The following is an 8,571-nucleotide window of genomic DNA, read 5'->3' as shown; positions in this document are numbered from 1 at the left end:
ATAGTGTTTCGGTGGCTTTGGCGAAGGGGAAACGCCCGGTTCCATTCCGAACCCGGTAGCTAAGCCCTTCAGCGCCGATGGTACTGCGCGGGGGACCGCGTGGGAGAGTAGGACGCCGCCGGACTTCTTTCCGATGGGGTTGTTTCTGGCTTTAGGGCCGGGGGCAGCCCCATCGGTATTTCTGCGTTCACCACAGGACCCGCTCGCTCGGTGCTCGACGGGTCCGCCGGGGATGCTGCGGCGCCGCCCGGCACCGGCGATCCATGCCTATAGGTGTATATGGGACAGGGTGCCACTTGGTGATCCGCAAGATCTGAGGATTTCGGCTGTTGCAGCAGCCGAAGTTTTCTGTTCTTGCTCGGAAGCGGCGGCGGCGTCGTCGGAAGCGGCGGCATCGCCGGATCTGCCGTCGCCCTGGGTCTCGCTGCCGACTCCCTGGTAGCCGCGATCATCGGATCCTCGCCCTGCGGCAACGGGATGCCGGCACATCGTGCGGTCGGCTACGGCGGCCGCGCGCCCACCACCTGCGGCGTGCGCTGGTCGCGGGCGTGATCCGCGGGCGATGATCGTGGGTTCCGACGGCGCGCGATCGGTGTGATCCGCGGCTGACTGCCGCTCGTGAGCACAGCTATGGACACATTTACCTAAAGGCATTAGGCTCATCTATGGATGATCACTGCGGCGAGGTTCCAGGTCTGCGCCACCTCCGTCCGTCCGGCGAACGAGCGGAACGGGTGGTGAAGGTGCGACGTCCCGGACGGCCTGCCGCGGCCTCGACACGACTCGACCGGCCGGCGCTCGGCGCGGTGAGCCGTGACGTATGCCGAGCCGAAGGGATGACACAGATGACCACTGGGGACCAGCTCCTGATCGATGGTGAGTGGCGCACGCCGGCCTCGTCCGCCCGCATTTCGGTGGTGTCGCCGTCCACCGAGGAGGTGATCGGCGAGGTTCCCGACGCGGGCACGCAGGACGTCGACGCCGCGGTGCGGGCGGCGCGGCAGTCGTTCACCCGGGGCAGCTGGCGGGATCGGTCGCCCGGGGCGCGGGCCGAGGTCCTCGAGGCGGCCCTCGCCGCGCTGGAACCGCGGCTCGGGGAGATCGGCCGGCTCGTGACTTCGGAGATGGGGCTGCCGACGACGATCGCGGGCATGCAGATCCCGGCCGCTCTCGGCGCCGGCCGGTTCTTCCTCGACGTCGCGAGGAAGAGCCCGCTGAGTGAGGTCAGGCAGACGATGTACGGCCCGGCGGCCGTGGTGCGTGAGCCGGTGGGTGTGGTCGCGGCGATCGCGCCGTGGAACGGCCCGTTCAACATGGCGATCGGGAAGATCATCCCGGCGCTGGTGGCGGGCTGCAGCGTCGTGTACAAACCGGCGCCGGAGACTCCGCTGGACGGCTTCCACATCGCTGAGGCACTGACCGGTGCGGGGCTGCCGCCCGGGGTGTTCAACTACATCACCGGTGGAGCCGACACCGGCCGGGCGCTCGTCACGCACCCGGAGGTCGACAAGGTCAGCTTCACCGGGTCGACGGCGGCCGGCCGGGAGATCGGCCGGGAGGGCGGCGCGAGCTTCAAACGCCTCCAGCTGGAGCTCGGGGGCAAGTCGGCGGCGATCGTGCTCGACGACGCCGACATCCCGACGACGATGGCGGGGCTCGCGGTCGGCTCGTTCTTCAACACCGGCCAGGTGTGCGCGGCCTTCAGCCGGGTGCTGGTGCCGCGCACCCGGTTCGACGAGGTCGTCGGCGCGCTGGTGGCGACCGCGGAGTCGTTCGTGGTCGGTGACCCGTTCGACCCGTCCACCACGATGGGCCCTCTGGTGTCGCGGCGGCATCAGGAACGGGTGCTCGGATACATCGGGATCGGGCGGTCCGAGGGTGCCACCGTGGCGACCGGCGGCGGGGTGCCCGAGGGCCTGGAGAAGGGCTGCTACGTGCAGCCGACCGTGTTCACGGGCGCGACCAACACGATGCGGATCGCCCGTGAGGAGATCTTCGGCCCGGTCGTCACGGTGCTGGCCTACGACACCGTGGACGAGGCGGTCGCGATCGCCAACGACTCCGACTACGGCCTGCACGGCGCGGTGTTCACCGCCGACCCGCAGCGCGCCGCGGACGTCGCCCACCGGGTGCGGACCGGCACGTTCAGCGTCAACTCCTTCACCTACAACACCGAGGCACCGTTCGGCGGGGTGAAGTGCTCGGGCATCGGCCGCGACACCGGTGCCGAGGCGGTGGCCTCCTACTACGAGCTCAAGACGGTCAACCTCACCCCGGGCATGGAGCCGCTGTTCTCCTGACCACTCCCGGCGCGGGTGCCAGGACGCTCCCGGCGCGGGTGCCAGGACGGAAATGACGACGAAGGAGCCAGGTATGGGCGCTGACATCGCCCCGGGCGTCCCGGCGGACCTGCCGCCGGTGGTGGAGCGGCACGGCCAGGTCGTCGCCGCGGGCGACCAGCGGGCGACGCTCGCCGACTTCCGGCCCGACCGGATCGGCCAGCTCGTGGCCTCAGCCGCGCTGCCCGACCGGATGTCGGGTTCGGAGGTGCTGAGCATCGCTCCGGGCGACGGCGGGCTGATGACCGCGCACATCCGTTACAGCGGCGTCGACGGTGAGCGGATCGTGCTGCGGTCGCGCTGGATCCGCCTGCCGCAGGGCTGGCGGGTCTCGGACGTCCGCAACGTGCCCGACACGCCGCCGGTGCTGGCACCGGTCGAGCTCGGCGGGCCGGACGAACCGTACTGGGCGGCGGCGCGCGAGGGCGAGCTGCGGATCCAACGCTGCGGGGGGTGCGGCGAGTGGATCTGGGCGCCGCGGCCGATCTGCCCGGCCTGTCATGGTTTCGACCTGGAGTGGCCGGTGGTGGCGCCGGAAGGCCGGATCTTCTCCTGGACCAGGACCTGGCAGCCGTTCGCCCCCGAGGTGCGCGGACACCTGCCGTACGTCGTGGTGCTCGTGGAGCTGCCGGCCGCGGGCGGGCGCCGGGTGCTCGGCGTGCTGCGCGACGCCGACGGCGCCGACCTCCGTATCGGCCTGCCCGTCAGGGGCGAGTTCGACCCGCCGGCCTCACCGGCCGCGGTTCCGCTGCTGCGCTGGAGGATCTCTTGACGACGAGCGGCTCGCTGTACGGCGCCGCGGCCGTGGTGGGGATCGGTACCACCCCTTACCGCAAGCGGGGCACGGCACCTGCCTCCGCGCTGCGGCTGACCCTGGAGGCCGTGCTGGCGGCCTGTGCGGACGCGGGGCTCGACCCGCGTTCACTCGACGGGTTCGTGTCGTACGCGAACGACTCCAACGAGGGCATCGCGGTCGGCTCGGCGCTGGGGGTGCACGAGATCCGCTGGTCGACCATGGTGTGGGGCGGCGGTGGCGGCGGGGTCGCGGCCGCGGTGAACGCCGCCGCCGCGGCGGTGGCGTGTGGCCAGGCCGAGCATGTCGTCGTCTACCGCGGGATCACCGAGGTCGACGACGGGCGCGGCAGCTACGGCCGCGGGCATTTCCCGCCGCTGCTGCACAGCCACGGCCTGCTCACCCCGGCGCAGATCTGCGCGCTGCGGACGCAGCGTCTGCTGGAGGTCGACGGGGTGCCGCGCTCGGCGCTGGAGGCCCTGGTTCGGGCCGACTACGCGCACGCGCAGAACAACCCGGCGGCGGTTGCCTACGGACGTCCGCTCGACCCGGCGGTCTACGCCGACGCGCGGTGGATCTCCGAGCCGCTGCGGCTCTACGACTGCTCCCGGGAAAACGACGCGGCGGCCGCGGTGGTCGTCACCTCGGCGCGGCGGGCCCGTGAGCTCGTCGAGCGGCCGGCGTTCATCCTGTCCGGGGTGCAGGGCGCGACTCGCGGCTGGAGTGAGTCCGCGGAGAACGAGACGAGCTACACCAGCGCCGGGTTCCACCCCGAGCTGGTGCGGCGGCTGTGGGACGGGGCCGGGGTGAAGGCCGGCGAGGTCGACGTCGTCCAGGTGTACGAGAACTTCAGCGGGCCGGCGGTCGCCGCGCTGATCGACCTGGGGCTGTGCCCGCCTGGGCCGGAGGCCGGGCGGTTCATGACCGTCGAGAACCTCACCGCTCCACACGGGCGGTTGCCGATCAACACCGCCGGCGGCAACATCGCCGAGGGGTTCGTCCACGGGATCGGGCTGGTCCTGGAGGCCGTCCGGCAGATCCGCGGGACGTCGGTCAACCAGGTGCCGGGTGCGGATCTCTCGCTGCTGCTGGGAGGGCCGATGGCACCGCTGGTGAGCGCGACCCTGCTCGGGTCGCAGCGAACCCTCGCCGGCCGGTGATCGTCGCATCGAGACTGTTCTCGACCGCTGTGTCAGCCGGCGGGGCGGACGAGAACCGAAGGGGACTGACCACTATGACCACGAATCCGTCCGCCCTGGTGACCGACGCCGGTGGCGAGGAGCCCGCGGCGCTGTTCACACGTCACGACGGCCACGTCGGTGTCGTCACCCTGAACCGCCCGCGGGCGCTCAACGCGGTGAACGCGCGGCTGTCGGTGGATGCGGGGGCCGCGCTCGAGCAGGCGCAGGCCGACCCCGAGGTCCGCTCGATCGTGATCACCGGGGCGGGCCGTGCCTTCTGCGCGGGCGCCGACCTCAAGGAGCTGGCCGCCGGCAACCGGGTCGACGACGTCGAGCATCCCGAATGGGGCTTCGCCGGGATCGCCCAGCACTGGGTCGGCAAGCCGACGATCGCCGCCGTCAACGGCTTCGCGCTCGGCGGCGGCACGGAGATCATGCTGGCCTGCGACCTCGCCGTCATCGACGAGACCGCCGCGCTGGGGCTGCCGGAGGTCAGGCGTGGGCTGTTCGCCGCGGCGGGCGGGGTGATCCGGCTGCAGCGCCAGATCCCGATGAAGATCGCGCTGGAGGCCGTGCTGACCGGCGAGCCGATCTCCGCCGCCCGGGCCTACGAGCTGGGCCTGGTCAACCGGGTCGCGCCCGCCGGCACGGCCCTGGAGCTCGCCCTCGAGCTCGCCCGGACGGTGGCCGCGAACGCCCCGGTGGCGGTGCAGGAGAGCAAGCGCGTCATGCACGTCACCGGCTCCGCCGGCTCCGACTGGGAGCGCGAGGTCTGGCGCATCAACAAGCAGGCCGTGGACGTCGTCTTCAGCAGCGAGGACGGGAAGGAAGGCGCGAGGGCGTTCGCCGAGAAGCGTGAGCCGAAGTGGACGGGACGTTGACCGCGGCGACCTGGACCGCGGCGGCCTGGACCGCGGCGACCTCGACCGGGGCGACCTCGATCGGGGCGCGGCCGGCCACCGATCAGATCGCGGATCAGATCGCCGCGCGTACGCTGCCGCTGCGGAGGGTGCGCGTCCTCGATCTCACCGAGGGAGCGGCGCAGTCGTGTGGGCGCTACCTCGCCGACCTCGGCGCCGAGGTGCTGCGGATCGAGCCGCCCGGTGGCTCGCCGGGCCGTGCGGAGCCGGTCGCGTTCGCGCTGCGCAACGCGGGCAAGCTCGGGCTGGTGCTCGACCTGGATGACGAGACGGGCCGCGAGCGGCTGCACGAGCTCGCCGGCACGGCCGACATCCTGCTCGACTCGTCCGGTGAGGGGATCGCGCGGGCCCGGGGCCTGACACCCGAGGCGTTGTCGGCCCGGCATCCGCGGCTGGTCATCGTCTCGATCACCGCGTTCGGCCGGTCGGGGCCCTACCGGGACTTCACCGCGACCGAGCCGGTGCTCGCAGCACTCGGCGGTGTGCTGTCACGCTCCGGGCTGCCCGGGTCCCGCCCCGTGCTGCCGCCGGCGGGCCTGGTCGACCAGACGGTCGGTGTGCACGCCGCCTGGGCGGCGCTGGTCGCCTATGTCCGGCGGTTGCGGACCGGTGCCGGTGAGCTCGTCGACGTCTGCGCGCACGAGGCGGTCGTGCACGGGTTCGATCCGGGCTTCGGTACCCAGGGATCGGCCGCCGCCGGCCGGCCGGAGGGCTTCCCCCGGGACCGTCCTGACGCCAGCGCCTTCTACCCCGTGTTCCCCTGCGCCGACGGGCATGTGCGGATCTGCCTGCTCTCCCGGCGGCAGTGGCGGGCGATGTTCGCCTGGCTGGGGGAGCCGGCGGAGTTCGCCGACCCGAGCTACGACACCATCCCCGCCCGGTTCGCCGCCGCCGACCGGCTGCATCCACTGATCGGGGCGCTGTTCGCCGGCGTGCGGCGCGACGAGCTGGTCGCCGAGGGGACCCGGCGCGGGGTCCCGATCGCCGCGGTGCTCACCCCCGGCGAGGTGCTGGCGGCCGACCACTTCGCCGAGACCGGCACCCTCATCGACGCCGAGATCGCCGAGGGGCTGCGGGCCAGGGTTCCGTCCGGCTACGTCTCGATCGACGGCGTGCGCGCCGGGCTGCGCCACCGCGCCCCGAACCTCGGCGAACACACCGAGCTGCTCCTGGACGAAGCGGTGCCGGGCGGCGGGGCGCTGGGCGGCGGGGCGCCGGACCGAACAGGGGAGCGGGGGCCGGAGCTCGACCTGGGCATCCCCGGGGATCCGGCGGACGGGCCGCTGGCCGGCCTGCGCGTGCTCGACCTGGGGGTGATCGTGTTCGGCGCGGAGCTCGGCCGGCTGTTCGCCGACCAGGGCGCCGACGTCATCAAGATCGAGAACGAGGCCTTCCCGGACGGCCTGCGCCAGACCCGCAGAGGCGGCGGGATGAACGCGTCCTTCGCCTGGGGCCAGCGGAACAAGCGCGGTCTCGGTCTCGACCTGCGCAGCGAGCAGGGCGCCGCACTGTTCCGGGAGCTCGTGCGGCACGCCGACATCGTCGCCGCGAACTTCAAGCCCGGCACCCTGGAGTCGCTGGGCCTCTCCCACGCCCGGCTCGCCGAGATCAACCCGAGGATCATCGTCTCCGACAGCAGCGCCTTCGGCTCGCGCGGGCCATGGAGCGGGCGGATGGGCTACGGTCCGCTGGTCCGCTCCTCCTGCGGTGTCTCCGCCCTGTGGCGGGACCCGACACGTGCCGAGACGGACAGCCAGGCGTACTGCGACGGTTCGACGGTCTACCCCGACCACATCGCCGGGCATGTGACGGCCGTCGCCGCGCTCGCCGCGGTGATCAGGCGGGCCCGCTCGGGCCGGGGCGCGGCGCTGGAGACCGCGCAGGCGGACGTCGCCGTGATGCCCCTGGGCCCGGCCCTCGCGGCCGAGTCACTCGCCCCGGGAACGGTGGCCCCGGGAACGGTGGACGGCGGCGCCGGGAACATGTTCGCGGCGGTGCTGCCCTGCGCGGGTGACGACGAGTGGTGCGTGGTCGACGTCCGGGGCGACGAGCACTGGGCCCGCCTGACCACGGTGCTCGGCCGGCCGGAGCTGGCGGTGGGCGAGCTCGCCTCCGCCGGAGGGCGGCGGGCCAGGTGGGCCGAGGTCGAGGAGCTGATCGCCCGGTGGACCGCGCAGTGCACGCCCGCGCAGGTCACCGCGATTCTGCAGGAGGCCGGTGTCCCGGCGGGCGCGATGGTCCGGCTGCCCGAGGAGCTGACCGATCCGCAGCTGGTCGCACGGCAGTCGTTCCGGACGCTGGAGCACCCGCTGCTGTCCCGGCCGGTGCCGGCGAACGCCCGCATCGCACGGTTCTCCACCATCGCGGACCCGCCGCTGCGGCCGGCGCCGGTGCCGGGCGAGCACACCCGGGAGATCTGCCGGACCCTGCTGGGGCTGACCGAGGACGAGATCGACCGCCTCGCCGCGGCCGGCGTCCTGCAGCCGCCCTCCGAGCCTGCCCTGACCTAGACAGTGTCATCGCGACTGGCGTTGCCACCGGAAACCCATCCCACCAATCTCGGGACCGATGTAAACCCCTTGGCAAAATCCCGAGAAGTGGCGGATCCGGGGCCACCGATATTGGCGTGGTGGTCTGTGCCCACCCGCCGCACGGCGATCTACCGGGGATCCCGCGCCGCCGCGCAGCGCCAGCAATTCACATCAATAGGCGCAAACGGGACGCGGAGTCGCTTGACGATCCGCAAGAAGTGAAGGTTTCGGTCGTTTCAGCAGCCAGAATCCTCACTTCTTGCGCGGGAGCAGCGGCATCAGCGGAAGCCCGAAGCTCGGGATTCCGCGACGGGCTCCGGGCTCCGGGAACCAGGGACCCTGCTGGTTTATTCAGGCTGCGTGGGTGAGGTCGAGCCGGGTGAGGTGGGTGGCGCGGGTCCGGTCGAGGGGCTTGCCGGTCCAGTAGGCATCGAGCCGGATCATGTTGATCGCGGCTGCGGCGATGTTGTGTTCAAGGCTGGTCTTGGGCAGGCCGCGGTAGCGGGCGGTCCGGATGCCCGTGACGTGGGTGGTCTGGCGGATGGTGCCCTCGATCCCGGACCGGGCGGCGTAGCGGCGTTTCCACTCGTCGGTCGTCTGTTCGGCCCTCGCGGTGATGGTGGCTTCGTGGAGGGCACGGTCCCGGAGGGTGATGTGGCGCTGTTGGCCTTTCGTGCACAGGTCCCGGACCGGGCAGGGGCCGCAGGTCGATTTCGTCCAGGTCGCCACGATCACGTCGGTGGTGTGTTGGCGGCACGGGTTCCACGTCGAGCTGGTCTGGCCCTGCGGGCAGGTGCCGCGGCGGCG

General features: G+C 72.5%; 6 protein-coding genes and 1 rRNA gene. 6 read left to right on the top strand and 1 reads right to left on the bottom strand.

What is annotated here, in order from left to right; all coding sequences use genetic code 11:
- Positions 1 to 7 precede the first annotated feature (7 nt).
- The 6 genes from rrf (at position 8) to FREUN1FDRAFT_RS36635 (ending at position 7,743) form a co-directional block, all read left to right on the top strand.
- Positions 8 to 124: ribosomal RNA gene (gene rrf, locus FREUN1FDRAFT_RS36665) — 5S ribosomal RNA — on the top strand.
- A 721-nt stretch (positions 125 to 845) separates the two neighbouring features.
- Complete coding sequence (locus FREUN1FDRAFT_RS36655; RefSeq protein ID WP_035957314.1) at positions 846 to 2,300, top strand: aldehyde dehydrogenase; 1,455 nt, start codon at positions 846 to 848, stop codon at positions 2,298 to 2,300.
- A 73-nt stretch (positions 2,301 to 2,373) separates the two neighbouring features.
- Positions 2,374 to 3,111, top strand: coding sequence for a Zn-ribbon domain-containing OB-fold protein (locus FREUN1FDRAFT_RS36650; RefSeq protein ID WP_006545471.1), 738 nt, complete (start codon positions 2,374 to 2,376; stop codon positions 3,109 to 3,111).
- Complete coding sequence (locus FREUN1FDRAFT_RS36645) at positions 3,108 to 4,292, top strand: hypothetical protein (RefSeq protein ID WP_006545470.1); 1,185 nt, start codon at positions 3,108 to 3,110, stop codon at positions 4,290 to 4,292. The genes FREUN1FDRAFT_RS36650 and FREUN1FDRAFT_RS36645 overlap by 4 nt, the downstream gene beginning before the upstream one ends.
- Before the next feature lie 74 nt (positions 4,293 to 4,366).
- Positions 4,367 to 5,194 (top strand): crotonase/enoyl-CoA hydratase family protein, encoded by an 828-nt coding sequence (locus FREUN1FDRAFT_RS36640; protein WP_006545469.1) that lies wholly within the window; start codon positions 4,367 to 4,369, stop codon positions 5,192 to 5,194.
- A 98-nt stretch (positions 5,195 to 5,292) separates the two neighbouring features.
- Positions 5,293 to 7,743 carry a CoA transferase gene (locus FREUN1FDRAFT_RS36635; protein ID WP_157475781.1) on the top strand — a complete coding sequence of 817 codons (2,451 nt, stop codon included), beginning with the start codon at positions 5,293 to 5,295 and terminating at the stop codon, positions 7,741 to 7,743.
- A gap of 372 nt (positions 7,744 to 8,115) precedes the next feature.
- On the opposite strand, the gene FREUN1FDRAFT_RS36630 is transcribed toward FREUN1FDRAFT_RS36635, so the two are convergent.
- On the bottom strand, positions 8,116 to 8,571 hold a 456-nt coding region (locus FREUN1FDRAFT_RS36630; RefSeq protein WP_006545467.1), incomplete at its 5' end, for a transposase.

This window comes from Parafrankia sp. EUN1f (assembly GCF_000177675.1).
Classification (GTDB): Bacteria; Actinomycetota; Actinomycetes; order Frankiales; family Frankiaceae; genus Parafrankia.
This window is presented reverse-complemented; position numbering and strand designations above follow the sequence as displayed.